This window comes from Sphingobacterium sp. B16(2022) (assembly GCF_012030425.1).
GTDB classification, from domain to species: domain Bacteria; phylum Bacteroidota; class Bacteroidia; order Sphingobacteriales; family Sphingobacteriaceae; genus Sphingobacterium; species Sphingobacterium anhuiense.
Genome location: NZ_JAAUVN010000001.1, coordinates 261,807 through 287,394 on the forward strand (window position 1 = coordinate 261,807; position 25,588 = coordinate 287,394).

Sequence of the window (25,588 nt, forward strand, 5' to 3'; positions counted from 1 at the left end):
TATGAAAACGATATTTTATACCCTAATAGCACTTTTAGTTACAGTAGCGTCTTGTAAAAATGTGTTAGATATTGAAGATCTTAATTCACTTGACGAAAGCAAGGTATGGAACGATCCGAATCTTGTGAATGCCTATATAACGAATCTTTATCCCATGTTTGGAAATTGGAATGCTTCAGCGGATGCCAATTCAGAGCAGTTAATGGGCATATCTTTTCCTTTGGATGCTATCACAGTTAACAATGCCGCTTATAAATCTTGGGATTATACCACTATCCGTAGAATTAATACTGCAATTCAAAAAGTAACCGAAAGTGCAGCATTAAATGCAGATGTAAAAAATGCTATTCTTGGGCAAGCTTTATTTATGAGAGCATATATGTATTTTAATATGGTTCGATATCATGGTGGTGTACCCTATATTACTGTACCGCAGGATTTGGAGAAAGATGATTTAGAAACACCTCGTAACACAACGAAGGAATGTTTTGATTTAATGATAAAAGATCTAGATCAGGCAATTGCCTTATTGCCGCCTATGATTGCCAAAAGTTCAGGAGATTATGGTAGAATCGATGGGAATTTTGCTCTATCTTTTAAAGCTAAAGTTTTATTGTACAAGGCTTCCCCTCAATTTAATCCAACTAACCCTTATAATAATGTGTATTGGGCAGAAGCGCATGCTGCAAATAAAGCTGCCTATGATAAGTTAAAGGCTGATGGATATAATTTGACTCCAGACTATGCTAACATTGCTTTGCAGGAGAAGGGATCTGAAGTTGTTTTTGCTGTAATCAATTCGTATCCGAATAAAGTGGCGAGTTGGGATAATGGAGTGCGCCCGGGTTCTGAAAGTAGAGGCGCAGCAGGTGCAGTTCCAACATGGGATTTTGTCAAGTCATTTCCCATGAAAGATGGTAAAACTTTCTCAGATCCGACAGGAAAGTATTTTAAAACGAATGAGCAGTTTTTACAATCTTATTGGGAAAATAGAGATCCTCGGTTCGACAAATCTATTGTATGGAATGGCAAGATTTACGAAGTTTCTGGGAAATCAGGGAAACGTCAATATACCTCTGTGGGTATAGCCGCAGATCTGGATAACTTTGGTATTAATCCTAAGGCTAAAACACCATCAGAAAATCTGAATCGATATAGTGGATTTTTTATACTTAAAAATTCAAAGTTATCGCTGAAGCAAACAGAAGTAGAAACTCAATATGATGTGGATTTTGTACTGATGAGATTTGCGGAGGTTATGATCAACTATGCTGAAACTGCAAACGAAACCGGGGATTTTAATACCGCATTAACCATTCTAAAACAGATCAGGATGCGTGCAGGTATTGAAGCAGGAAGTGACGGAAATTACGGTATTACCGCTATTGACCGTACTCAGATGAGAGATGCAATTTTGGCAGAACGGAATATTGAGTTTTGTTTTGAAGGACACCGTTTCTGGGATCTGAGAAGAACTCGAAAATTGAATATACTTAATAATACGACCAAATATGGTGTAGAGGCTATTGCTATTCTTAGTAATGGAGCTGAAATGGATTTGGATGAGGCTGCAAATCTTGCCAAAACTTATCAGCTTAAGGAAAATCAGTTTAAATACAGTGTTTTACAAGTTCCAAATACGGGAAATAAAGTAAATCTTGTACCCGATACTTATTACTTTTTTCCATTAGCTCAATCTGTGATTGATAAAAATCCTAAAATATCACAGAATAAGGATTGGGGTGGAACTTTTAATCCGACACTAGAATAATATGAAGTCTTATCATATGCTTGGCGATAGTAAAAATAAATATTCATTATAGTACTTTAAAAAAAGTAATTACTGTCGAGAACTCGAATTTATTAATGTACCACCTCAAAGGTCTTCTGTATAAATACAGAAGACCTTTCGTATTTTTTATTGAATTCATGCTATTTAAGAAATTGTTATAGATATTGAAGCATACTTGGAACTCAAAAATACTTATATTTACTTGTTAGGTATTTTTAGATTTTTTAAAAAAACCACAAAACATCTATCTTTTGTAAAAGTGCTTCATGTAATGGTATTTTTATTGATCAATTATTTGAACATGAAAGATATTAGGGTGTGAGAAATTATGGAAAGTCAAACAATTATTACAATTCTGATAACCGGGATTATTGTGAGTAAAATTATTATCGGATTTTTACTCTATGAATTGATTCGGAAAAATCGCATTTTAAAGCGGGAAAAAGTCAAACTTTTAGGTACTAATATAGCACTCGAAGAGCAGGCTGATCAAATTAAAAAGTATAATGAAGAATTGAAGGCTTCCGAACTTTTTAAGATCAAGGTATTGTCAATTGCTTCACACGATTTAAGAACTCCTTTTATTTCAATGAGTATGTTGTTGAATGCCGTTGACTTATCGCTTATGTCAAAACTTGATATGGAACAAGTTTTAATGCAATTAGGATCAGAACTCTCTCATTCACAAAATATGTTGGATGAGGTGCTTTTATGGGCAGAATCTCAGCTCCGTGATAACTTAGAAAACAAGGAAACGTTTAATATTTCTCAACAGATTCAGCATGTCTTGTTGTTATTTCAAAAAGATTTAATGTCAAATAATATTTCTTTAGAAGAGAGTCTTCCTAAAGATGTTTATTTGTATATGAGCAGGGATATATTTTCTTTTGTCATTAGGAACATTGTTAGTAATGCCGTCAAGTTTTGTAAATATGCCGGTAAAATTACTTTAGGGGTTTCGGAGATCAAAGGAGATGAATTGTTGTTATATATAGAAAATGAAGGAATAAATATGCCAGAATCGACTGTTGAAAAGCTTAATAATAGAAACAGTTGGGATCATAGAAAAGCTGTTAATGGTACAGGGGCAGGACTTGGGGTTTCATTATGTAAGGATCTTCTCCAACGGGTAGGAGGTAAAATTTATTTTGAAAACATCAGTAATGTTGGGACGATTGTTTTTATTTCTTTTCCAATACACACGATTACTGCTCTTGATGATGAAATTATAAATAAAGAAAATAGCAACTTTATGAATGGTTTTAAAGAACAAAATTAGGTTTGATTCTTTCCTGTTTTTATTCGTTTAATTTATTTTTTGTGATCCAATAATTATTTTTAGTTCAGAAATAGAGTCATTTATTTTTTGTACTCCAGCAGTAATGTAATTATTCTTGCTGTAGGCTTCATACAAATCTATGCTGTTTAATAAAGAATCTTTGACGAAAATTCGATCACGTTCCTTTGATGGAAATTTTGGAAATAGGCCATTTGCAAATTTAACTTTTGAAAAATTTGAAATTTCATATTTTTCGAAAGTATGATTAGCATTCTGCTTATCCTCACCTTCATTTTGTTGAGAGAAAATAAATTTTAAACCAAGCTGTTCATTTGTAAAACAAATTTTCTGTTCATAATCGTCATCTTTAGAAAATTCTATACTATCGTATTCACTATAAGAGAATAAAGAATCTCTTTCAAATTCTATGTTTTTTGATGATGCAAATACAATAAAATCTTCAATTGTGGATTTCTCAAATTCAAGGTCTAATACAGACCAATCTTTTTTAATGGTTATTATCTTAGATGCGGTAGTTTCCTTTGAACAACTGTATAAAAAAATAGATATTATAAAAAGGATAACTGCTTGTTGCATATTTGCTTTTATTGTTAAAATTGTCTGTTTTATATTTTATAAAGATCGTGCTAATTTATAATTTAAAAATCCCTGATTTCAGTTATATATGCTATCTATTTCTTGAAGAATTTATAAATAATAAAAAGTAAAATAAAGCAATATGAATTTGATCATATCGATCAATTTAAAAAGTTGGGAGAATTATCTTTAATCGGATAATTTTTTAAATTACTATATCGTGTTCTATGGGCTGGGATGTCTGCAAAAGTATATTTGGCACGTTATTAGTCTTTTATAATAAAACGTAATTATTATGAGAAAGATTTGTTTAGTATTGCCCCTTATTTGTATGGTATTTTTAACCTCATGTTATACAACGAGAACTGCTGGAAATAGCGGTAAAGTACCTCCTGGACAAGCCAAGAAAGCTGTTGGAGCAAAATCTGCGAAACCATTTGCACCTGGTCAAAGAAATAAGTAAATATGGTATAATTAAATAATGGTGTTCAGTACGTTTACAGTGAGTAGCAATGACTGTGTTAGTCTAATAGAACAAAAAATGCGCAGTTTTTGGCTGCGCATCTAAGAAATACTGTTAATACTATTAACCTAAATAAGATTTTAAGATCTTGCTACGAGATGTATGACGTAAGCGTTGTAAAGCTTTGTCTTTGATCTGGCGGACACGTTCGCGGGTAAGATTGAATTTTTCACCGATTTCTTCTAAGGATAACTGGTGGTTTGATCCAAGTCCGAAAAATAATACAATTATTTCTCTTTCACGCTCTGTCAGCGTTGACAGTGAACGTCTGATTTCCTCAGATAAAGATTCATCGATAAGGGAACTATCTGTATCTGGATCATGATTCTCTAATACGTCTAATAGGGTATTTTCTTCCCCTTGCACGAATGGTGCGTCCATAGAGACATGTCTTCCAGAGTTACTTAATGTATCCGAAACTTTATCGACTGTTGTTTCAAGGATGTCTGCTAATTCTTCTGGTGAAGGCTCGCGTTCATACTCTTGTTCTAATTTAGAGAATGCTTTACTAATTTTACTTAATGAACCGACCTGGTTCAAAGGTAAACGCACAATACGAGATTGCTCTGCAATAGCTTGAAGGATTGATTGACGAATCCACCATACCGCATACGAGATAAATTTAAAACCTTTTGTTTCGTCAAAACGCTTAGCTGCTTTTATTAAGCCCAAGTTACCTTCGTTGATTAAATCACCTAAGGTTAATCCTTGATTCTGATATTGTTTTGCTACAGATACGACGAAACGCAAGTTGGTTTTAGTCAATTTCTCCAAGGCAACTTGGTCACCTTCGCGAATACGTTGTGCTAATTCAACTTCTTCTTCTGCTGTAATTAAGTCTACTTTACCAATTTCGTGTAAGTACTTGTCTAACGACTGTGACTCACGATTGGTAATCGATTGTGTAATTTTGAGCTGTCTCATTAATTATATTAATACCTTTCTTCTCTGAAATGTTTGCAAAAATACAAAATAAAAACGAATTATTTTAATATTTGTTGTTGATATGTGATTATATCTTGTTGATTATGAGGAATTTTATTTACTTTATAACGCAACAAAAATTATTCCAAAATGACTGAATTCGGTCATAATAGTGTTTGAACTTCTAAATAAATATGTAATCATTTGGTAATGAATGCGCTTTGCTTGTGTAACGGAATTGCGACTAAGAATAGTATTGAAAAACTAAATTTCTAAAAAAAAATGATACATTTGATTCTACAAGAAATTAAATTTTCGATGACCAAAACTTTTTTATGAAATACATGTTTTTCAATAAACATATAATTTTGATTATGCCAATTATTATACATTTAGACAAAGTAATGCGCGATCGCAAAATGTCATTGAATGAGCTTAGTGCTAGGGTAGGCATCACACTGTCAAACCTTTCGATTATTAAAAATCAAAAAGCCAAAGCATTGCGTTTGGATACTTTGGCTTCTATCTGTCATGCATTGCATTGCCAGCCAGCAGATATCATGGAATATGTCGCGGATACGGCTGAGGTAACGAAAGAGGAGGAGCAAAGCGACTAAAAGCGGTACCCTCTTAAGAAGTCAATGATTTCCATTTTTTTCTTACCTTCAATCTGTAATTGCTTTACGCTGATATAGCCGTTATTGCCTGCAAATTTAAGATAAGTTTTTCCATCCGTTTTATAATCTCCCTGTGCAATATCTGGGGTTGCATATTCTTTGGATACTGTATATAGTTTTAATACTTTATTATCTAGGCTGGTAAAGGCTGCTGGATAGGGGCTTAGGCCACGAATCAAGTTATAAATGCTGTCGACATCCTTTTTCCAGTCAATTTGGCAGTTTTCTTTAAATATTTTAGGCGCATGTTTTAATTCACTTTCCGCTAATAAGTTGCTCTGTGCTTTTGGTGTAAGTGTATTTTTTTTTAAACCTGCTATAGTTTTGAGCAGTATTTCAGCTCCTGTATGCATCAGTTTATCATGCAAAATTCCGGCATTGTCATCTGGTGCAATTGTAACTTCTTTAGATAGTAAAATACTTCCTGTATCAATTTCATGTTGCAATAAAAATGTGGATACTCCAGTAACTTCTTCCCCGTTGATGATGGCATGGTTAATTGGTGCTGCGCCACGATACTGAGGTAATAACGATGCATGGACATTGATCGTGCCGTAAGGAGGCATTTTCCAGACAGCTTCTGGTAGCATTCGGAATGCTACGACTACTTGTAAATCTGCTTGGTAAGATCGCAATTCTTCTAGAAAATCAGCATCCTTTAATTTGACAGGTTGTAATACGGGTATATTATGAGCTTCAGCATATACTTTGACTGCAGATTGATGAAGTTTTTGTCCTCGACCTGCTGGTTTGTCAGGTGCTGTTATGACAGCTACAATATTTTCACCAGATTGCACAAGTGCATCTAATGAAGCGACGGCAAAGTCCGGGGTTCCCATGAATATGATGCGCATAATAGACTATGTTTTTGTTGTTTTAATACTGAGATGATGGAAACAACAGGAATAAAATAGGCTGCTTCACATTTTTTTTTAACTTTGCGAAGTTACATAAATAATTTAAAAGCTTGAATTTTCCATACTTTTTAGCCAAGAGAATCACTTTTTTAGGAAAAAGAACTTTTTCCAAATTGATTGTGCGCATTACTATAGGAGCAATAGCTCTGGCAATTGCTGCAATTATTCTCTCTGTTGGTGTATTGCGAGGATTCAAATCGGAAATTACAGCCAAACAGCGTGGTTTTTTTGGTGATATCATGGTCTTGCGATACGATCTGAACAATTCCTATGAAAACTCACCCATTGCTTTAGATTCTATACAGTGGGATTCGGTTAAAAATCATCCAAATGTAGTTAGTGTAAATTCTTTTGCTACAAAACCTGGGATTATCAATGTTAACGATGAGGTGGAGGGAGTTTTATTAAAGGGTGTTGATATCAGCTATGATCAAAATTATTTAAAAAAGATATTGGTCGAGGGTGATACATTAAATCTAAAACAAAAAGAAGGACCGGGAGAACAAATTTTGATATCTAAGTATCTTGCCAATAGGTTGATGCTAAAGGTTGGTGATGATTTTATTATGTATTTCGTTCAACAGCCTATTCGTAAGCGAAAATTTGAGATTAAAGGAATTTATAACTCAGGTTCTGAAGAATTGGATAAGGTTTATGTAATAGGGTCTTTAGATTTAATTCGTAAACTTAATAATTTAGATAGTACAGCTGTGGGGGGGTATGAGGTTCGTATTCAAGATTTTTCAAAGCTACAACAAACAACTGATGAGCTTGATGATCTGGTCCCAATGGATATGCATGCTATAAGCATCCGTGAACAGGTGCCAGATATCTTTCAATGGTTAGATCTTCTGGACATGAATACTACTATTATTTTTATATTAGTGACTTTAGTTGCTATCATCAATATGGTCTCGGCTTTGCTGATTACTATTTTAGAGCGTACCTCTATGATCGGTATTTTAAAAGCACTTGGTTTTCATAATAATGGAGTTCGTCGTGTTTTTATGTATAATGCGCTCTATTTAATTGGTTTAGGTTTATTATTGGGTAACTTTATAGGCCTGGGTTTATATTTCTTTCAAGATTATACTCATTTTTTCAAATTAGATGAGCAAACCTATTACATCTCTTATGTAGCTGTCAAGTTGTTTTGGACGGATATCATTTTAATCAATGTTTCGCTATTAATCATTGGAATGTTAGCTTTGTTTATCCCTTCTCTATTGATCACTAAAATCAGCCCAATTCGCGCGATTTCTTTCAAATAAATAAGTGCTTTAATTGTAGTTCCGAAATAAATATTTTACTTTTAGAAGTTTGATAAGGGGATTTCTGCCAGAAATCTTACTCAAATGTATACTAGATTTAGCTTATATATTTATGAATAGAAACGTATTAGATCACTTATCGCATGCTTTCGAAGCACCTTTAAAAAGTCCAGTACTCATTTTCGCGCTCGTCTTATTTATCATTTTATTATCGCCCATTTTATTACGTTCAATTAAAGTTCCGGGCATTATAGGTTTGATTATTTCTGGTGTTGTCATTGGCCCGCATGGACTGAACTGGTTGGAGAAAAACTCTGCAGTGGACCTTTTCTCTACGATAGGTTTGCTTTATATTATGTTTATAGCTGGTCTGGAACTGGATATGAATGAGTTTAAAAAAACTAAGCATAAGAGTTTATGGTTCGGTTTTTTCACGTTTATTATTCCTATTGCTATCGGTTTCCCGGTCTGTTTTTATCTTTTGGATTATGGTATTTTAGCCAGCATTTTGATTTCCAGTATGTTTGCTACTCATACATTGGTTTCTTATCCGATTGTAAATAGTTATGGTATTTCTAAAAATGAAGCTGTAGCTATTACTATAGGTGGAACTATATTAACGGACACTGCTGTTCTGATTATTTTGGCAGTAATCACCGGAGCTTCGCAAGGGAATATCGGACAGGAATTTTGGGTTACTTTAGGTGTATCTTTCGCAATTTTCCTTTTTATCATGTTTGGTGTGATTCCTCGCATTGCGAAATGGTTTTTCGAACGTATTGAAAGTGAAAAAACTTCACATTATATTTTTATTTTATCAATTGTTTTCTTTGCCGCATTCTTGTCTGAAATCGCGGGGCTTGAACCAATTATTGGTGCTTTCGTTGCAGGATTAGCGTTGAATAAGTTAATTCCGCATTCGTCCGCCCTGATGAATCGTATTGAGTTTATTGGAAACGCGATCTTTATTCCGTTTTTCTTAATAAGCGTAGGTATGATCGTGGATGTCAGTGTGCTGCTACGCGGACCGGAGGCTTTAATTGTTGCGGCAACACTAACAGTTGTTGCCATCTTGGGTAAATGGGGAGCCGCATGGATGACCCAATTGGTTTTTAAGTATAGCTCAGGACAGCGAAATGTTATTTTTGGTTTGAGTAGTTCACACGCCGCAGCAACTCTTGCTGTGATCATGGTCGGGTATAAAAATGAGATTATCGATGAAAATGTGTTGAATGGTACAATCTTATTGATTTTGGTAACCTGTATTGTTGCAACTATTGTGACAGAAGGGGCATCGAAAAAAATAGTAATGGATGGAGATCAGGACGAAAGCCATATCAATATTGTGAAGGAACATGATGAACATATTCTGATACCATTAGCAAATATGGAAAACATGAAACCGCTTTTGGATTTTGCTACATTGATGCGAAGCAAAAAATCGCATTATCCAATAAGTATTGTTTCCGTTGTTAAGGATAATGAGCAAGCGGAAAAGAATATGGCCATAGCGCGTAAAAATTTGGATAATATTGTAAAATATGCCTCTGGTAGTGAAACCGAAGTAAGTATTGCTACTACGATTGATTATAATATTCCTAGTGGAATTAGCCGTAGTGCAAAAGAGGTGATGGCTGACTGTATTCTATTAGGATGGCCAAGTGCAAGTAATTTTGTAGATAAAATTGTTGGTGAGAAGTCTGAAAGTATTTTAAACCGTACTTCTGCAAATGTCATGATGTGCCAATTTAAGAAGCCTTTTATTACGCATAATAAAATTATTGTTTTCGCACCACCTTTGGCCCAATCCGAATTCGGATTTGAATATTGGGTAGAGAAAGTGCTTAAATTAGGACAGGAGCTTACAATTTCGGTCACTTTTGTGTGTGATAAACGTACTGAAGAGGCCACTAAAATATTTCTGGAAGAAATTAAAAATTCAGTTCCTGTTAATTATAAGATTTATGATGATTGGGATCATATGCAGGGGTTAAAGTCATTTAGAGAGGATAATGCATTTTTATTTTATGTTTCATCGCGTTATGGTGAGGTATCTTACCGTGATTCTTTAGATGGTTTGGCAAAGAAATTGGAACGTATTCATCAGAATGAAAATGTGGTCCTTGTATTTCCGAGTCGGGTAGACAATCAACATATTGATGAATATGAAGATGTGCAAGCGGCTCCGATCTTCAGAAAGATTAGTAAAGAAATTGGAAACATGTTCAATAAAGATAAATAAACTGAACTATGGCAAGTAAAATAACAAAGTCTCTGGATGGACCGCTACAGGTACCTGATCAGCCTATCATTCCATTTATTATTGGCGACGGTATAGGCCCTGACATTTGGCGTGCTTCGGTTCGGGTTTTTGATCGTGCGGTAGAAGTTGCGTATGGTGGTAAAAGGAAAATTGAATGGAAAGAGGTACTGGCTGGAGAGAAGGCATTTGATGAAACTGGAGCATGGTTGCCAGAAGAGACACTTGATGTACTGAAAGAATATCTAGTTGGTATTAAAGGACCGTTAACAACGCCGATAGGGGGTGGTATCCGTTCTCTAAATGTGGCCTTGCGTAAGGAATTAGATTTGTTTGTTTGCCAACGTCCTACAAAGTGGTATGAGGGTGTTCCATCACCTGTTAAGCATCCGGAATATGTTAATATGGTTATTTTTCGTGAAAATACGGAAGATATTTATGCAGGTATCGAATTTGCGTCGGGTACAGCAGATGCGACTAAAATTCAAGATTTTCTTCGTACTCAACTTCATGTCGATTATAATTTTTCGAATGATACGGGGGTGGGAATTAAATTGGTTTCGGAAAGAGGTTCTAAACGGCTTGTACGTGCAGCAATTGAACATGCTTTAGCGCATAAATTACCTTCTGTGACTTTGGTTCATAAAGGTAATATTATGAAGTTTACAGAGGGGGCTTTTAAAAATTGGGGTTATGAATTAGCAGAGACAGAATTTGCTAAGGAAACATATACCTGGGGTCAATGGGAACGGACTAAAGCGGAGAAAGGGGATGCTGCAGCTAATGCTGAGCAACAGGAAGCCCTGGCTGCTGGTAAGCTTTTGATCAAAGATGTCATTGCAGATAATTTTCTGCAACAGATTTTACTAAATCCGCGTGATTATTCTGTTATTGCTACATTGAATTTGAATGGCGATTATATTTCAGATGCCCTTGCTGCAATTGTTGGGGGGATTGGTATTGCTCCTGGAGCAAATATCAATTATAATACTGGACATGCTGTTTTTGAGGCAACGCATGGAACTGCACCCCGGTTTGCAAATACCGATACAATGAATCCTTCTTCAGTAATTTTAAGTGGTGTGATGATGTTCGAATATATGGGATGGCAAGAAGTGGCAGATGCTATAGTTAAAGCATTGAGCGAGACAATTAAAGCCAAAACTGTAACAGTTGATTTTTATAATTTAATGGAAGATGCCACGCTCGTGAAAACAAGTGAATTTGCGGATCGTATGATCGAAAAGTTATAATAGCTATTTTGAATATGCTAGATAAAGCTGACCTTTGAATTTTATTTAAAGGTCAGCTTTTTTTATATGCAATTTTCAGATTTACCACCGTTTGTTAAAGTTTCTTCTGTATTTACAGAGGAAGAATTACAGCAGTTACTTCGTGTTGAACAATTACCAGATGATATGGAGATTGATGCTATCCGTGACGAACCAGAGATTTTCGATCTCCTTAATGCATTTATTGGTGATGAAAATAGTCGTTTGATACATTTACAACTTTATGCACAGAAGTTATTAAAAAGAGGAGAGGTTGAGCAAGCGTGGAAAGTGATCTTATTATAGGTTATACATAATATCATTTTTAATGTTTTTTCAAGTATTTTATGTTATCTTTTTATCATTTCGGTGTTACTTTTTTCTAAATTTCATTAATATTGATTTTTTGTTGAAATTTAAGTAAGAAAACTTGTACCTTTGATCTTCGGAAAGCAAACGATTGCTTAGTCGAACCGTAGAAAAGTATACAAAAAAACAAACTATATATCGATGAAACATAATTTTGGAGCAGGTCCTTGCATTCTGCCAAAGGAAGTTTTTCAAGAAGCTTCACAAGCTGTAATTAATTTTAATAATACTGGTTTATCCATCTTAGAAATTTCGCATCGATCCAAAGAATTCGAAGCAGTTTTGGATGAAGCAACTAAATTGGTTCGCGAATTGTTAAATGTGCCGCAAGGATATTCTATTTTGTTCCTACAGGGAGGTGCAAGTTTACAATTTGCAATGGTAGCGTTAAACTTGTTGCCTGAAAATGGTAAAGCAGCTTACTTGGATACTGGTGTATGGGCTTCAAAAGCAATTAAAGAAGCAAAGAAGATTGGAAATGTAGAGGTAGTTGCATCATCGAGCGATAAAAATTACACCTATATTCCAAAGCAATATACTGTTCCTGCTGATGCAGCTTATTTTCATTATACGTCAAATAATACAATTTACGGAACTGAAGTATTTGATGTTCCAGCATCAAGTGCTCCAATTGTCGTTGATATGTCTTCAGATATTTTGAGCCGTGAGATTAATGTGAGTGATTTTGATCTTATCTATGCGGGAGCACAAAAAAATATGGGTCCTGCAGGCGCTACTTTAGTAATCGTTAAAGATGAGATTTTAGGTAAAACGGGACGTGTTATTCCATCTATTTTGGATTACACTGCACATATTTCGGCAGATTCAATGTACAATACACCCCCTGTTTTCTCCATCTTTGTATCTCTTCTTAACCTACGCTGGTTGAAAGCAAAAGGTGGTGTAGCTGTTATTGAACAAGAGAATATTATTAAGGCACGTACGTTGTATGATGAAATCGATCGTAACCCATTCTTCAAAGGAACTGCTGCCGTAGAAGATCGTTCTCGTATGAATGTTACTTTTGTCATGGATTCTGCAGAATTAGAGGCTGAGTTCTTGGCTTTAGCTAAAGAACGTGAACTGATCGGTATTAAAGGTCATCGTTCAGTTGGTGGTTTTAGAGCATCAATCTATAATGCATTGTCGATAACAAGCATCAATGCTATGGTAGATGCAATGAAAGAGTTTGAAGAATTGAAAAAATAAATCGAAATTATATCATGAGAATATTAGCAAATGATGGTATCGATCCAGCTGGAAAACAACTTTTGGAGGATGCCGGATTTGAAGTAGATACAAATCATATTCCGCAGGAAGAATTAGCGGAAAAATTACAAGCTTACGATGCCATTACGGTACGTAGTGCAACGAAAGTTAGACAGGCTTTAATTGATGTTTGTCCAAACCTAAAAGTGATCGGACGTGGTGGCGTCGGCATGGATAATATTGATGTCGACTACGCACGCTCCAAAGGAATAGCGGTGTTGAATACACCAGCTGCTTCTTCCTTATCTGTTGCAGAATTGGTATTTGCTCATTTATTAAATGGAGTACGTTTCCTTTATGATTCAAACCGTCAAATGCCTTTATCTGGGGAGAGTAAGTTTGGTGCTTTGAAAAAAGCATATGCAGGCGGAACTGAACTGAGAGGGAAAACATTGGGTGTGGTTGGTTTTGGACGTATTGGACGTGAGACAGCGAAGATTGGATTGGGTCTTGGGATGGATATTGTGTATTATGATCTAGCTGATGGGCCTAAAACGTTAACTTTATCCCTGACTCAAGGATTTGAAGTGGAATTACCAGTAGATCAAGTATCCATGGAGGATTTATTGAAAACTTCTGATTTTATTACTTTGCATGTTCCTTTCTTAGATAAGCCAGCAATAGGTCAAGCTGAATTTGCATTGTTGAAAGATCAAGTTGGTTTAGTTAATGCTGCCCGTGGTGGTGTAATTGATGAACTTGCTTTAATCGAAGCCTTGGATTCTGGTAAGGTAGCTTTTGCGGGATTAGATGTCTTTGACAATGAGCCTACTCCGAGATTGGAGATTTTGAAACATCCAAAAATTTCTTTGACACCACATATTGGTGCCGCAACAAATGAAGCGCAAGAACGTATCGGTGTTGAATTGGCACAATTGATTATCGAGAATCTTAATAAGTAATTCTTCCGCATAATAAAATGATGCGGCACAAAAACATTATGTATTTGTGCCGCATTTTTTTGCAAAAAAACTAAGTAATTGCCTATATTCACGGCAAAATTTAAATATAATGTAATTCAGTATGAAAATTTTAAAATTTGGTGGTACATCTGTCGGTAGTGCAGAGCGCATCAAAGGGTTGTTAGATATTGTAAACCCTTCTGAGCGTCAAGTTGTGGTGTTGTCAGCTGTGTCTGGGACAACAAATGCTTTAGTAGAAATTGGTCAAGCATATCTTGCAGATGATAAGAACTTGGCCAAGGAATTAATAAAGAAGCATAAAGACAAGTACGAAGACCTCATTAAGGAATTGTTCAAAACTGAAGCTGGATATAAAAACGGCAAGAGCTTAATCGATTCGCATTTTAATTTTATTGAAAGTTTTGCACATGAGATTTTTACTCCTGTAGAAGATAAGATCATTTTAGCACAGGGGGAGTTGATGTCAACTGCTTTATTCCATTTTCATCTAACAGAAATAAATGTTCCTTCCGTATTATTACCGGCATTAGATTTTATGAAGATTGATGAAGATAATGAGCCTGTGGTAGACTATATAACAGAGAAATTGACTCCTTTGCTTGCCAATTATCCTGATAATACGTTGTTTATAACGCAGGGCTTTATTTGCCGTAATTCTTTTGGTGAGGTAGATAATCTACGTCGTGGAGGATCGGATTATACTGCATCATTAATTGGTGCCGCGATTGGAGCTGAAGAGGTTCAGATCTGGACCGATATCGACGGAATGCATAATAATGATCCGAGAATCGTAAAGAATACAACCCCAATTGCGCATTTGAGTTTTGACGAAGCGGCAGAATTAGCTTATTTCGGTGCAAAAATTTTACATCCGCAATCGGTATTTCCTGCTCAAAAATATAATGTACCCGTTCGCTTGTTGAATACGATGGATCCTCAGGCTAAAGGTACGCTTATTAGTAAAGAAGGTGGTCAAAAGGGTAGTATTCGTGCAATAGCCGCTAAAGATGGAATCACAGCTATTCATATTCATTCTTCACGTATGCTTTTGGCCTATGGTTTTTTACGTCGTGTATTTGAAATATTTGAACGTTATAAGACACCAATAGATATGATTACAACATCGGAGGTTGCTGTTTCTGTAACGATAGACGATACGAAAAATCTACAGGATATTATTAAAGAAGTCGAAGATTTTGGGACTGTGTCGGTGGATGAACATCAAACCATCGTATGTGTGGTAGGTGATTTTGACTTGAATACACATGGGTATGCGGCCCGAGTATTGGATGCTGTAAAACACTTACCGGTCCGAATGATTTCATATGGAGGTTCGGATTATAATGTATCAGTTCTGTTGGACACGGATCATAAAGTGGAAGCATTACGCTCGTTACACAACCGTTTATTTTAATTGAAATAACCAAAATGAAAAATGAAAATATAGAGAGTCAGTTCGTAGGAAAGGAAACTCCTTTTTATTACTACGACCTGAACGTTTTGGAAGAAACGTTGGATGCGGCTTATGCCGCTTCCAGTAAGCGTGGATTCCATGTGCATTTTGCTTTGAAATCAAATTTCAACAGCCGTTTGCTTGAAATGATCCAAAGTAAAGGTTTTGGAGCAGATTGTGTAAGTGGAAATGAGGTGCAACAGGCTATTAATGCGGGGTTTGATGCAAAAATGATCACTTTTGCTGGTGTAGGTAAGTCTGATAAGGAAATTAATCTTGCTTTAGCGCACGATATTTTTGCTTTCAATGTCGAGTCTATTCAGGAATTGGAGGTGATCAATGAGTTGGCTGCTGTTCAGGGAAGAAAAGCTAAAGTAGCATTACGTATTAATCCTAATGTCGATGCACATACCCATCATTATATCACAACGGGATTAGATGAAAATAAATTTGGTGTTACAAATGCGGAACTTGAAAGAGCTGCAGCTGTGATACGGAAGTGTGAGAATATCGAACTTATTGGTTTACATTTTCATATCGGTTCTCAAATAACAGATATGAATGTATTCAAGAGCCTATGTGTGAAAGTGAATGAATGGAAAAATTGGTTTGAAGAACGTGGTGTCATCATCAAAGTTTTAAATGTTGGAGGTGGACTGGGAGTGGATTACCATAACCCAGATACGAATGCAATTCCTGATTTTGAAGCATATTTTGATATTTTTGATAAATTCTTAGAAAGAACTCCACAACAGGAAGTCCATTTTGAGTTAGGGCGTGCATTAGTTGCGCAATGTGGTTCTTTAATCAGTAAAGTACTTTATGTTAAGAATGGTGTTAAGAAGAACTTTTTAATATTAGATGCAGGTATGACTGAATTGATGCGACCTGCATTATATCAGGCTTTTCATAAAATAGAAAAGCTTGGAGATGCAAATGCAACAGAACTTATCAATTATGATGTTGTAGGACCTATCTGCGAAAGCTCCGATTGCTTTGGAAAAGAGGTCACATTGCCATTATCGAAAAGAGGAGATCTTGTTGCTATACGTACCGCTGGTGCATATGGTGAAGTAATGTCTTCACGCTATAATCTCAGAGAGGAGATTCGCTATGTATATAGCGACGAATTAGTCTAAAACTACCCAATGAAAATAGAACTGGCTTAAACTACTGATAGTTTAAGCCTTTTCGTTTTGTAGGAATACTTGTTTTTCATTTGCAGAATAAATGGAATAGCGAAATATATTTCTGTTTTGCTACACATCCTTGTACCTTTGTATATGCAACAGATTCAACATATACTTCGAAAATTATTTAGTGAGGAGCGGATTAGAGTAGATTTTAATGTAAAGGGAGGGGCTACTACTTTACTCGCTAGTTTTGCATATTTACCGATCCGGGAGCTTTTAAATTTTAATATTAACATAAAAGAAGAGTATCAAGATATTTTGAATGAATTGGACGTTGCTAAGGAATTGGAACCTGTTGCGTCACTTTTGTTAAAAGGTATGTTAAGTATGCAGGCCGGTCATGATGATGCAACCAAATATCTTTATGAGGCTCAAAAAGTCCAGGTAACAGCATTAGGATATAGTTATTTGGCATTATGCTATTTTATGAAAGGAGATTTTGATAAGTCTATTCAGATTTATTCAAATGCGATTACTGATTTCCCCAAAGAACCTTATTTTTATGCCTGTCGCTGTGTACTGAATCGATGTTTAGATGATGATGAGGGAGCTTTTTATGATTATCAAGTCGCAAAACGTCTCGATTTCAATTATCACAGTATGCTAGAGTGGCATGAGCATCTTTCCTATTTAGAAACCCTTAAAATGGATCAGCTGGAACTTCAGGAATTGGAAAGCACTTGGGAACAAGATCCAGAACGATTAGATGTCTTAACGAAGCTCGCTTTGGAATATGTACACATTTATGATTATCAAAAAGCTATTCGTTTGTATTCTCAAGGAATCAATATGGCGGATAATCAAGCAGAATGGTATGTTTATCGTGCGGCAATCTACAGCAAATTAACTTTGTATATAGAAGCCCTTGAGGATTGTAATCAAGCTTTATCAATTGATGAAAATTGTGTTTCTGCTTATATTTTACGAGCAAAGTTATTGGAATGTCTACACGAACATGACGCCGCGCTTGAGGATTATAGGAAAGCAGCCTCTCTGAATCCTGAACATACTGCCATATATGAGGAGCGGGCTTCGCTTTTTGAAAGATTAGGTAAATTTGAAGATGCAATCGTCGATTATTCTAAATTGATCGCCTTAATGAAGGATGACTTTTATCCGTATGTACTTCGAGCAGATATGTTCGAACGTATAGGAAAGCAGGAGGAGGCTTTGTTGGATTATAATCGTGCTATAGACTTGAATCCTTACTATTCAGATCTTTATCAGTATCGTGCTGCAATACGGGAATCTTTAGGTGATAAGGTAGGCGCTGAATCTGATTTACAAAAATTCGAAGAGTTGGATGAAGAGTAATAGAAAATAAAAAGGTTCAGTTTTAACAACTGAACCTTTTTATTTTTAAATTCCTAACTCAACCTGAAATAGAAACCCCCAGGAGTTCTTTTGATCGGCATTGTCAAATTGACCATCTTTAAAAGTATAATTACCACTCAAATTGAATTTTAAGCGATGTGCTTTCATATATTTGTTGATACCTGCTTCAATAATTTCTGTTTGTTTTTCATATGCCCGAATATCTTTGTGAGGTTGGACAAAGGTATATCGGCTTACCACCTCGTATCCATGATTCATCAGGTAAGACATCTGTTGATTAACTCCAAAACCTTTATAAGCATAGGCGGTATTTCCCTGTAAATCAATATTCATTGGATTGTCGACATCACGACGCATATACTCGGCTTGATAAGCAAAACCCTGATATTTAAAAATTGCATCTATAAAGCTGGTCTTTAAAGTAAAAGGATTTTCAACATATTTACCCGTTTGACCACCTATACGGGTTGTTCTGTCGTTAAAGCTGTAACCTCCACCAATAGATAGTTTTGGTGTTTCTTCACGCTCTATGTCCCCTTCGGAATAATCGCCTCCATTTTCAAAATTGCCGAATGGTAAAAATTCTACCCTACCTGTGTAAGATAAGCCTCCATCTGTTCCGCTTGCAGCTCTGCCTTCACCTGTTGATATAGCAACTTTTGCATTAATAGGTACTTCGCCAATTTTTTTACTCAGATTGGCACTCATACCGAAATCACGATCTAAAGTAAACCTGGTATTCACTAGGGAACGATCTGCAAACTGGAGCTGTCCAGATGAATTGACGCGTTGCCTATTTCCTGGTAATTTGTTTTGACCGAAACTGATGTAGAAATCGTCAGTAAAGTTATAGAATACAACGGCATCACGTACAATATTTGGAATACCAGTTTCATCGAAATCTTGATCACTTCTTGTAAAAGCTAATTGTAATGAGTAGCTAATCTTAGGCGTGTAGATGTAACCATCGACCCGCATTCTAAGTCTACGTACACGCGCATCCCATTCTCCGTTCTTTTCTCCGTCTAATTTTTCTGTGAAACCGGCACGGTTTTGCATTCTAAATCTGAAGTTTGTGTAGAAAAGGGAATCTTTGCTATGGAATTGAATTCCTTTGAAATTTAAGATAGTAGCTCTATCATCTCGTTCTTGCGCTTTTGTGGCACAGGCTAAGGTCGCTAGTAAGGCTGTAAGGGTAACAATTTTTGTTGCTCTCATTCGTCTTTAAAAAAAATATTATAGTAAGGGTTGTGTGTACTTAAATTATAACAGTTTAATTTGCTTGTAAAAAATAGCGTATTAATAAAATAATATTTTTAGCATCTATCTATAAAAGATACGGATTAATCATGATTCTTACGGATAGAACTTTATATATTATATGCGTGCGACAGTCATTTTAGCTAAATCCAATGTCAGTGATTCTATTCTTGACAAGAAACTAAGTATAAAACAAAGTGATTTGCTGCTGTTTTTTTATTTTCAAACACAAAGATAATAATCTAATTGAATAGAGGAGAAAAATGAGATGAAATGATAAGTAAAAGGCCACTTTATAGGTGGCCTTTTACTTATTATAATTCTTTACGTAAACGTGCAACAGGTATATTGAGTGCTTCGCGATATTTTGCAACGGTACGTCTAGCGATATTGTAACCTTTATCTTTTAAGATTTCGGTCAGCTTTTCATCAGCAAGAGGTTTGCGTTTATCTTCATTTGCGATGCATTCTTCTAAGATCTTTTTAACTTCTTTATTGGATACTTCTTCTCCAGATTCTGTTTGAATAGCTTCGGAGAAAAATGATTTAAGAAGAAATGTGCCAAATTCTGTTTGTACATATTTTGAGTTGGCAACACGGGATACAGTCGAGATATCCATACCTATGCGATCTGCAATATCTTTTAATATCATCGGTCTAAGCTTAACATCATCACCTGTTAAAAAGTAGTCATACTGATACTCCATGATGGCATTCATTGTTTTTAGCAATGTCTGCTGTCTTTGTTTTATCGCATCAATAAACCATTTCGCAGAATCGAGTTTCTGTTTTACAAACTGAACAGCTTCTTTCATTTTTTTATCCTTTTGATCGGATTTCTCATAATGTTCGAACATGTTCTGGTAAGAACGACTCACACGTAGTTCTGGTGCATTTCGCCCGTTTAATGTTAGATGAAGTACTCCATCGTTGTTAATGATGTGAAAATCGGGAATGACATGTAACTGTTTACCTGCAACAGCTCCTGAATCACCTGGTTTTGGATTTAACTTTAGAATTTCATTTACAATATTTTTAAGATCATCTGAGGTTAACCCTAGCGATTTTTCAAGTTTATCATAATGCTTCTTGGTAAATTCATCCAAATAATTTTTTACAACTTTAGTTGCCTGAATGATGGTTGGATTATTTTGATCTTTCTTTTGTAATTGTATCAGCAAGCATTCCTGTAAATCACGAGCTCCGATACCTGCCGGTTCAAAATCTTGAATAACCTTTAACATTTCTAATACTTCGCTTTCAGTAGCGATAACATTTTGAGAAAACGCAAGGTCATCAATGAGACTTAATATTGGACGACGTAGGTATCCGTCATCATCTAAACTTCCAATAATTTGCTGACCGATTAAGAAATCACGGTCATCTAAGGCTAGTAAATCGAGCTGTTGTTGTAATTTCTCAAAAAATGAATCTTGTACAGCAATGGGAATCTCTTTTTTATCATCATCTTCGTCAGTATAATTATAGTTGTTGGAGTAATCAGTATAATCATCTTCCTGGATATATTCATCTACGTTGAACTCATCGCTGTCGAAGCTTTCTTCACTATCAAAACTCTCATCTGGATCGCGATCTGGGTATTCTTCGTTCGGTTCGGCCATGTTTGCTAAACTGCCGTCCTCAAGTGCTGGATTCTCCTCTAATTCTTCTTTAATGCGTGCGTCCAAAGAGACTGTAGGAACCTGTAAAAGTTTAATAAACTGAATCTGCTGTGGAGATAGTTTTTGTAATAACTTTTGTTGTAAGGTTTGCTTTAACATGTTTTTCTATGACTAATTCGAATATAAATTTATATAAATTATATTGATTTAAGAAACAAAAATACATAGAAAAGGTATTTGGGTATAATTTTTGTAGCTATCTATAATCTTATACTCCTAATTATCAGAATTGGAATAATGAAATGTTAAATTTCGTTAATTCTTCTTTATGACATGTAAAAGCTATTTTTTTTGCTTGTTTTCACAAAACATTTTTAGACCTTTACCATATGTTTAAACGTATTAAGAATAAATATATACGCTATATAGCAATTGCTATATATTTTTTAATCGTCCTTGTTTGTGCTATACAGCTTAACTTTTTGGGGCTATTTGGCTACTCGCCTACAAAAAAGGATATTACGATGCCCAGTGTTAATATCTCAACCGAATTGTATACTGCAGATAGTGTTTTGATCGGTCGTTATTTTGATGAAGACCGTAATCCAGTGGCTTTTGACAGCATATCTAAAAATGTGATCAATGCGCTGGTGGCTACAGAGGATGTTCGCTTTTATAAACATAGCGGAGTTGATTTTTTAGGTCTCGGATCTGGTATTGTTTCTACTTTATCTGGAGATAGAAGAGGGGCTAGTACAATTACGCAACAATTGGCAAAAAACTTATATCGTACACGCTATAATAAATCGGGTGGTCTTCTTGGTAAAATACCTGGTGTTGGTTTAATTGTAACCAAGTTTAAGGAATGGATGACCGCTTATAAATTGGAGTCACGATATGAAAAAAATGAAATTATAACGATGTATTTAAATACCGTTTCGTTCAGTAATAATTCATATGGTATCCAAACGGCTGCACGACGTTATTTTAGTAAAAATGCAAGTGAACTTAGCATCAATGAAGCTGCGGTATTAGTGGGTATGCTGAAGGGAACAACAATTTATAATCCTATGCGTAATCTAGACAAATCGCGTGAGCGCCGAAATGTCGTTTTAACTCAAATGGAGAAGGCTAAGTATATTGATCAAACTCAGGTTGATCAGTTGTCAAAGGAGCCATTGGTATTACGTACGGAGAACAAAGATATACATGCGGGTGAAGATTCTTATTTACGGGCAGCGGTAGAGCGTTGGCTGGAGAAGTGGGCTGATGAAAATGATATGGATATCTATAAGGATGGTCTAAAGATTTATACTACAATCAACTCAAAGCTTCAAAAACATGCCGAGGAAGCTGTTGCTAAGCAGATGCAGGTATTGCAACGGAGATTGAAGAATGCATGGGGTAGTGAAGAGCCTTGGCGTGATTTGTCAGGTAAGGTAATTCCTGGATTTATTGAAAACTTGGTAAAAAAGACAGACTATTATAAATTTTTGGTGAAAAAATATGATCAACGTACTGACAGTATTGATTTCTACTTGAACCGTAAAAAAGAAATGGAAGTATTTTCTTGGAAAGGAGAGCGGATGCGTGAAAAAGTAGAGATGTCCACTGTTGATTCGATCAAATACTATGTAACTATGTTAAATACGGGTGTGATGAGTATGGATCCATATTCTGCTGAAATTAAAGTGTGGGTAGGAGGTATCGATCATCAGTTTTTTAAATATGATCATGTTAATCAATCTAAAAGACAGGCAGGTTCTACATTCAAACCTTTTGTTTATTTAGCAGCATTGGAATCCGGTATGACACCTTGTGATCAGATTCAAGATAAGCCCGTAACCATCAAGATTGATAAAGGAGATTCAATTGAAGTCTGGGAGCCTAAAAATGCTGACTGGAATTTTAGTTATCGGGATATGTCATTGCGTTGGGCCATGGCGCGTTCGGTAAATTCGATTACAGTTCAACTGACAGAGAAAGTAGGGGCTGATAAAATTGTTGAAGCTGCACATCGAGTTGGAATTGAAAGTAAATTGAGTCCTGTGGCGTCGATCGGTTTGGGACCAAATGATGTTTCAGTTTTTGAAATGGTAAATGGTTATGCTACAATGATGAATCACGGTGAACGTGTAACACCTATTCTTGTTTCTCGAATAGAAGATTATGACGGAAAAGTGATTGCAACTTTTAAACCTGAACGTAAGCAGGTAGTGGATAAACAAGATGCATGGTTGATGACCTATATGCTTCGCGGAGGAATGGAAGAGCCGGGAGGAACTTCACAGGCATTATGGGAGTATGATCTTTTTGATAAGGAAAATGAGATTGGTGGAAAAACGGGTACTTCTTCGGAGTATGTAGATGGGTGGTACATGGGTGTTACCAAAGATCTGGTAACTGCGGTGTGGGTCGGTTGTGACGATCGAAATATCCATTTTAAAAATTCGCAGACCGGTGAGGGCTCTAAAACCGCGCTACCAATTTTTGGTTTATTTATGGAATCTGTTTATAAGGATAAGCAGTTAGGCTATACGCAGGGTAAATTTCCTGCTTCAACTGTGGAAATTACAAAGAAGTATAAGTGTGAAACTCCTCGTCCGCCTCGTGAAGAGGTTGTCTCAGATTCAACCGCTGTAGATGATGAGATGTTAATCGATGGTGTGGAAGATGTGCAAAATGGTGGTACAACTCAAGAAGAAGGATTATCAACTTCTGGAGATGATGATGCTTCTGATGTCTTATCTACCCATAATGATGCAACGGCAATAAGACCGCGTGATTCACTAGGTTTTGGTGATTAATACATTCTCTTAAAAATTTTAAATCGGTTGTTTATGAAGTATAAACAACCGATTTTTTTTTGGAAGTATCCATATTAGTTGGACATAGGTTGTTCCAATTCGCATTTTGTTTTCTGATGAGCTTCTCCTTCTGCATCCGTGTAAAGTGATTTAATTCAAATTGTCTCTTTTCAGCTTGTTCCTGACAATCAAATTTTTCCATATAAACGACACGAGTTAAGTGTGGGCCATTGGGAAAGAAAATGTTGCAGCTGCTTTTTATTTCGTTCATCGCCCGGTTAAAGTCTGATGTGATATCTACATTTAAGAACTGTCTGTTGCTGTCCGTAATGATGTATAATGTGTGTGATTTCATGTTTTGAGCTAATAAATTTGGTTATTTGTATAATTTTTACTAATTTTATTGGCACAATAATACTAATATTTTTAGATATTAAAAATTAAAATTAAAAAAATATGCCAAACATAGCTTCCAATCTTAAGTTTTTAAGAAAAACGAAAAGGCTTACACAACAGCAGTTTGCTGACTTAATGGAGATAAAACGTGCTTCTGTAGGGGCGTATGAAGAAGATCGGGCAGAGCCAAAATATGAGTTACTAAAAAAAATAGCAGAGTTTTATGACCTTTCAATGGATGAGCTTGCTAATGATGAGATAAATGAAAAATGGAAACGGGCTCCTAAAAGTAATGCTTCTAATTTACGGGTACTTAGTGTTACAGTTGACGGGCTTGACCGCGAAAATATAGAGTTGGTTCCTGTAAAAGCGAGCGCTGGCTATATGAATGGTTATGCTGATCCGGAATATGTTGCAACGTTACCGAAATTTTCGTTACCTATGTTCAATCAAGGAACCTATCGGGCTTTTGAAATCAAGGGTGATTCGATGCGTCCTTTGGCTAGTGGTTCTATTGTCGTAGCAGAATATGTGGAGAACTGGAATGATATTAAGCCAGGGCAGACCTATATTGTCGTTTCAAAAGATGAGGGGGTTGTATACAAGCGAATAGCATTTAAATTTAAAGAAGATAAAGGTCTGAAGTTAGTTTCTGATAATAAGAGCTACGATCCATATTGGGTAGAAGCGAGTGATATTATGGAAGTTTGGAAAGCAAAAGCGTTTATTAGTACAACGCTTCCGGAACCTAGTAATGAACCTTCTATGGAGACTTTGACAAGCATGATGGCAGAAATGCAAAAAACAATTAATTCGGTTGTAGATAAGGGTTAGAGGATCATTTTGATGGATCTTTTTTATCTATATTTTGATAGTTGAAAAAAAATATTTACCTTTGTCTTATCTGAGAGGAAGGGGGCAACGTATGCCCCCTTTTTTAATTCATTGATTTCAGTATTTTTATTCGTTTTCGAAAGAATATGCAAAATGTAGAGAAAAGAGTTATCGAACTCGTCCAAGAAAAATTAGCAGATCGCGATGATTTGTTTATTGTAAGTGTTAAATTTCATCCGAACAGCGTGTTGGAAGTTTTGCTAGATGGTGATCAGGGAATTAGTATCGATGATTGTGTACAGGTTAGTAAATTTGTCGGATTCCAGTTGGAAGAAGAGGGGACAGTAGAGAAAGCTTATCGTCTTGAAGTTTCTTCTCCGGGGCTAGATGCTAATTTTGTTAATCAAAGGCAATATGAGAAAAATATTGGACGCAATGTACAAGTGAAGTTAAATGATGGTACAAAAACGGAAGGTACATTGTTAGCCGTTGAGGATGCACAGATAACAATTGAAGAAACAATAAAAGAAAAAGGTAAAAAAGCGGAGCAGGTTGCTCGCATTATACCTTTTGAACAAATAAAAGCAACTAAGGTGTTAATTTCATTTAAATAAAA

Annotated in this window: 22 protein-coding genes; 16 read left to right on the forward strand and 6 right to left on the reverse strand. The window is 35.6% G+C overall.

Annotation, left to right across the window (positions count from 1 at the left end):
* Position 1: 1 nt before the first annotated feature.
* Both HCX49_RS01200 and HCX49_RS01205 read left to right on the forward strand, forming a co-directional pair.
* Positions 2 to 1,771 carry a RagB/SusD family nutrient uptake outer membrane protein gene (locus HCX49_RS01200; protein ID WP_132771088.1) on the forward strand — a complete coding sequence of 590 codons (1,770 nt, stop codon included), beginning with the start codon at positions 2 to 4 and terminating at the stop codon, positions 1,769 to 1,771.
* A gap of 349 nt (positions 1,772 to 2,120) precedes the next feature.
* Positions 2,121 to 3,071 carry a sensor histidine kinase gene (locus tag HCX49_RS01205; protein WP_021189485.1) on the forward strand — a complete coding sequence of 317 codons (951 nt, stop codon included), beginning with the start codon at positions 2,121 to 2,123 and terminating at the stop codon, positions 3,069 to 3,071.
* Between the two features lie 27 nt (positions 3,072 to 3,098).
* Here the strand turns inward: HCX49_RS01205 and HCX49_RS01210 are convergent, their stop codons facing one another.
* Positions 3,099 to 3,668 carry a hypothetical protein gene (locus HCX49_RS01210; RefSeq protein ID WP_132771089.1) on the reverse strand — a complete coding sequence of 190 codons (570 nt, stop codon included), beginning with the start codon at positions 3,666 to 3,668 and terminating at the stop codon, positions 3,099 to 3,101.
* Positions 3,669 to 3,963: 295 nt separating this feature from the next.
* Between HCX49_RS01210 and HCX49_RS01215 the strand changes: the two genes are divergently transcribed.
* On the forward strand, positions 3,964 to 4,131 hold the full coding sequence (locus tag HCX49_RS01215; protein WP_156169556.1) for a hypothetical protein: 168 nt from the start codon (positions 3,964 to 3,966) through the stop codon (positions 4,129 to 4,131).
* 123 nt (positions 4,132 to 4,254) lie between these two features.
* On the opposite strand, the gene HCX49_RS01220 is transcribed toward HCX49_RS01215, so the two are convergent.
* Positions 4,255 to 5,115 carry an RNA polymerase sigma factor RpoD/SigA gene (locus tag HCX49_RS01220; RefSeq protein ID WP_021189489.1) on the reverse strand — a complete coding sequence of 287 codons (861 nt, stop codon included), beginning with the start codon at positions 5,113 to 5,115 and terminating at the stop codon, positions 4,255 to 4,257.
* Between the two features lie 374 nt (positions 5,116 to 5,489).
* On the opposite strand from HCX49_RS01220, the gene HCX49_RS01225 reads away from it, so the two are divergent.
* The gene (locus HCX49_RS01225) at positions 5,490 to 5,732 is read left to right on the forward strand and encodes a helix-turn-helix domain-containing protein (RefSeq protein WP_021189490.1); all 243 of its coding nucleotides are present in this window, start codon (positions 5,490 to 5,492) and stop codon (positions 5,730 to 5,732) included.
* Here HCX49_RS01225 and fmt read toward each other — a convergent pair.
* Complete coding sequence (fmt, locus tag HCX49_RS01230) at positions 5,729 to 6,646, reverse strand: methionyl-tRNA formyltransferase (protein ID WP_132771090.1); 918 nt, start codon at positions 6,644 to 6,646, stop codon at positions 5,729 to 5,731. The genes HCX49_RS01225 and fmt overlap by 4 nt on opposite strands.
* A gap of 113 nt (positions 6,647 to 6,759) precedes the next feature.
* On the opposite strand from fmt, the gene HCX49_RS01235 reads away from it, so the two are divergent.
* From HCX49_RS01235 to HCX49_RS01275, 9 genes are all read left to right on the forward strand, one after another.
* Complete coding sequence (locus HCX49_RS01235) at positions 6,760 to 7,980, forward strand: ABC transporter permease (RefSeq protein ID WP_132771091.1); 1,221 nt, start codon at positions 6,760 to 6,762, stop codon at positions 7,978 to 7,980.
* Between the two features lie 112 nt (positions 7,981 to 8,092).
* Entirely contained in the window at positions 8,093 to 10,222 is a 2,130-nt protein-coding gene (locus HCX49_RS01240) for a cation:proton antiporter (protein ID WP_132771092.1), read from the forward strand.
* Between the two features lie 8 nt (positions 10,223 to 10,230).
* A complete protein-coding gene (gene icd, locus HCX49_RS01245) occupies positions 10,231 to 11,493 on the forward strand; it encodes an NADP-dependent isocitrate dehydrogenase (protein WP_021189493.1) in 1,263 nt (420 codons plus the stop codon).
* A 66-nt stretch (positions 11,494 to 11,559) separates the two neighbouring features.
* Complete coding sequence (locus HCX49_RS01250) at positions 11,560 to 11,817, forward strand: hypothetical protein (protein ID WP_132771093.1); 258 nt, start codon at positions 11,560 to 11,562, stop codon at positions 11,815 to 11,817.
* A gap of 204 nt (positions 11,818 to 12,021) precedes the next feature.
* Positions 12,022 to 13,089, forward strand: coding sequence for a 3-phosphoserine/phosphohydroxythreonine transaminase (gene serC / locus HCX49_RS01255; RefSeq protein ID WP_168125898.1), 1,068 nt, complete (start codon positions 12,022 to 12,024; stop codon positions 13,087 to 13,089).
* A gap of 14 nt (positions 13,090 to 13,103) precedes the next feature.
* Positions 13,104 to 14,051: a D-2-hydroxyacid dehydrogenase gene (locus HCX49_RS01260; protein ID WP_132771095.1), complete on the forward strand. Its 948-nt coding sequence runs from the start codon at positions 13,104 to 13,106 to the stop codon at positions 14,049 to 14,051.
* Between the two features lie 121 nt (positions 14,052 to 14,172).
* Positions 14,173 to 15,486 (forward strand): aspartate kinase, encoded by a 1,314-nt coding sequence (locus HCX49_RS01265; protein WP_132771096.1) that lies wholly within the window; start codon positions 14,173 to 14,175, stop codon positions 15,484 to 15,486.
* 14 nt (positions 15,487 to 15,500) lie between these two features.
* Positions 15,501 to 16,664, forward strand: a complete 1,164-nt coding sequence (lysA, locus tag HCX49_RS01270; protein WP_021189496.1) for a diaminopimelate decarboxylase — start codon at positions 15,501 to 15,503, stop codon at positions 16,662 to 16,664.
* A gap of 144 nt (positions 16,665 to 16,808) precedes the next feature.
* Entirely contained in the window at positions 16,809 to 18,032 is a 1,224-nt protein-coding gene (locus HCX49_RS01275) for a tetratricopeptide repeat protein (protein ID WP_132771097.1), read from the forward strand.
* Positions 18,033 to 18,077: 45 nt separating this feature from the next.
* Here HCX49_RS01275 and HCX49_RS01280 read toward each other — a convergent pair whose 3' ends face one another.
* Entirely contained in the window at positions 18,078 to 19,271 is a 1,194-nt protein-coding gene (locus HCX49_RS01280) for a porin (protein WP_021189498.1), read from the reverse strand.
* Between the two features lie 356 nt (positions 19,272 to 19,627).
* Positions 19,628 to 21,094 (reverse strand): RNA polymerase factor sigma-54, encoded by a 1,467-nt coding sequence (gene rpoN / locus HCX49_RS01285; protein WP_021189499.1) that lies wholly within the window; start codon positions 21,092 to 21,094, stop codon positions 19,628 to 19,630.
* A 230-nt stretch (positions 21,095 to 21,324) separates the two neighbouring features.
* Between rpoN and HCX49_RS01290 the strand changes: the two genes are divergently transcribed.
* On the forward strand, positions 21,325 to 23,742 hold the full coding sequence (locus HCX49_RS01290) for a penicillin-binding protein 1A (protein ID WP_132771098.1): 2,418 nt from the start codon (positions 21,325 to 21,327) through the stop codon (positions 23,740 to 23,742).
* A gap of 31 nt (positions 23,743 to 23,773) precedes the next feature.
* Here the strand turns inward: HCX49_RS01290 and HCX49_RS01295 are convergent, their stop codons facing one another.
* On the reverse strand, positions 23,774 to 24,097 hold the full coding sequence (locus HCX49_RS01295; RefSeq protein WP_132771099.1) for a GIY-YIG nuclease family protein: 324 nt from the start codon (positions 24,095 to 24,097) through the stop codon (positions 23,774 to 23,776).
* Between the two features lie 101 nt (positions 24,098 to 24,198).
* Here HCX49_RS01295 and HCX49_RS01300 point away from each other — a divergent pair, with 101 nt between their 5' ends.
* Positions 24,199 to 24,972, forward strand: a complete 774-nt coding sequence (locus HCX49_RS01300) for an XRE family transcriptional regulator (RefSeq protein WP_132771100.1) — start codon at positions 24,199 to 24,201, stop codon at positions 24,970 to 24,972.
* A 146-nt stretch (positions 24,973 to 25,118) separates the two neighbouring features.
* On the forward strand, positions 25,119 to 25,586 hold the full coding sequence (rimP, locus tag HCX49_RS01305; protein ID WP_021189503.1) for a ribosome assembly cofactor RimP: 468 nt from the start codon (positions 25,119 to 25,121) through the stop codon (positions 25,584 to 25,586).
* The last annotated feature ends 2 nt before the right edge of the window (positions 25,587 to 25,588 follow it).

What these genes read in the sequence shown, in the direction of transcription:
- HCX49_RS01200 (WP_132771088.1), top strand. Translation starts at nt 2, where the DNA reads ATGAAAACGATATTTTATACCCTAATAGCACTTTTAGTTACAGTAGCG.
- HCX49_RS01205 (WP_021189485.1), top strand. Translation starts at nt 2,121, where the DNA reads ATGGAAAGTCAAACAATTATTACAATTCTGATAACCGGGATTATTGTG.
- HCX49_RS01210 (WP_132771089.1), bottom strand. Translation starts at nt 3,668, where the DNA reads ATGCAACAAGCAGTTATCCTTTTTATAATATCTATTTTTTTATACAGT.
- HCX49_RS01215 (WP_156169556.1), top strand. Translation starts at nt 3,964, where the DNA reads ATGAGAAAGATTTGTTTAGTATTGCCCCTTATTTGTATGGTATTTTTA.
- HCX49_RS01220 (WP_021189489.1), bottom strand. Translation starts at nt 5,115, where the DNA reads ATGAGACAGCTCAAAATTACACAATCGATTACCAATCGTGAGTCACAG.
- HCX49_RS01225 (WP_021189490.1), top strand. Translation starts at nt 5,490, where the DNA reads ATGCCAATTATTATACATTTAGACAAAGTAATGCGCGATCGCAAAATG.
- fmt (WP_132771090.1), bottom strand. Translation starts at nt 6,646, where the DNA reads ATGCGCATCATATTCATGGGAACCCCGGACTTTGCCGTCGCTTCATTA.
- HCX49_RS01240 (WP_132771092.1), top strand. Translation starts at nt 8,093, where the DNA reads ATGAATAGAAACGTATTAGATCACTTATCGCATGCTTTCGAAGCACCT.
- icd (WP_021189493.1), top strand. Translation starts at nt 10,231, where the DNA reads ATGGCAAGTAAAATAACAAAGTCTCTGGATGGACCGCTACAGGTACCT.
- HCX49_RS01250 (WP_132771093.1), top strand. Translation starts at nt 11,560, where the DNA reads ATGCAATTTTCAGATTTACCACCGTTTGTTAAAGTTTCTTCTGTATTT.
- serC (WP_168125898.1), top strand. Translation starts at nt 12,022, where the DNA reads ATGAAACATAATTTTGGAGCAGGTCCTTGCATTCTGCCAAAGGAAGTT.
- HCX49_RS01260 (WP_132771095.1), top strand. Translation starts at nt 13,104, where the DNA reads ATGAGAATATTAGCAAATGATGGTATCGATCCAGCTGGAAAACAACTT.
- HCX49_RS01265 (WP_132771096.1), top strand. Translation starts at nt 14,173, where the DNA reads ATGAAAATTTTAAAATTTGGTGGTACATCTGTCGGTAGTGCAGAGCGC.
- lysA (WP_021189496.1), top strand. Translation starts at nt 15,501, where the DNA reads ATGAAAAATGAAAATATAGAGAGTCAGTTCGTAGGAAAGGAAACTCCT.
- HCX49_RS01275 (WP_132771097.1), top strand. Translation starts at nt 16,809, where the DNA reads ATGCAACAGATTCAACATATACTTCGAAAATTATTTAGTGAGGAGCGG.
- HCX49_RS01280 (WP_021189498.1), bottom strand. Translation starts at nt 19,271, where the DNA reads ATGAGAGCAACAAAAATTGTTACCCTTACAGCCTTACTAGCGACCTTA.
- rpoN (WP_021189499.1), bottom strand. Translation starts at nt 21,094, where the DNA reads ATGTTAAAGCAAACCTTACAACAAAAGTTATTACAAAAACTATCTCCA.
- HCX49_RS01290 (WP_132771098.1), top strand. Translation starts at nt 21,325, where the DNA reads ATGTTTAAACGTATTAAGAATAAATATATACGCTATATAGCAATTGCT.
- HCX49_RS01295 (WP_132771099.1), bottom strand. Translation starts at nt 24,097, where the DNA reads ATGAAATCACACACATTATACATCATTACGGACAGCAACAGACAGTTC.
- HCX49_RS01300 (WP_132771100.1), top strand. Translation starts at nt 24,199, where the DNA reads ATGCCAAACATAGCTTCCAATCTTAAGTTTTTAAGAAAAACGAAAAGG.
- rimP (WP_021189503.1), top strand. Translation starts at nt 25,119, where the DNA reads ATGCAAAATGTAGAGAAAAGAGTTATCGAACTCGTCCAAGAAAAATTA.